This window comes from Bradyrhizobium sp. Leo78 (genome assembly GCF_059512425.1).
In genome coordinates, this window is sequence record NZ_JCAMOT010000253.1 from 1 (window position 1) to 406 (window position 406).

The 406-nt window shown below is 65.0% G+C and carries 1 protein-coding gene; it reads left to right on the plus strand.

Annotated elements, in window-relative coordinates:
• A partial coding sequence (locus AC5ZG1_RS44550; protein ID WP_496136592.1) for a GTP-binding protein occupies positions 1-406 on the plus strand: 406 nt, incomplete at both ends.

A 406-nucleotide genomic window follows, 5' to 3' on the forward strand; every position in this document is an offset into this window, starting at 1 on the left:
GGCCGCCTGCTCTGGGATACCAAGGCGGTCAAGGAAGACCAGGCCGCAACCCTGCGGCGCGATTCCACCGGCAAGCAGAACGACCTCGGCCTGCCCGACTTCGCACTGCTGCTCGACGGCCTGCAGGCCGAGCGCGAACAGGGCATCACCATCGATGTCGCCTATCGCTATTTCTCGACCGACAAGCGCTCCTTCATCGTCGCCGATACGCCCGGCCATGAGCAATATACCCGCAACATGGCAACCGGGGCCTCGACTGCCGATCTCGCCATCCTGCTGGTCGATGCGCGGCTCGGCATTCTCGAGCAGACGCGCCGTCACGCGACGATCGCCTCGCTGCTCGGCATCAGACAGTTCGTGCTCGCCGTCAACAAGATCGACCTGACGGGCTATGACCGCGCCGGCT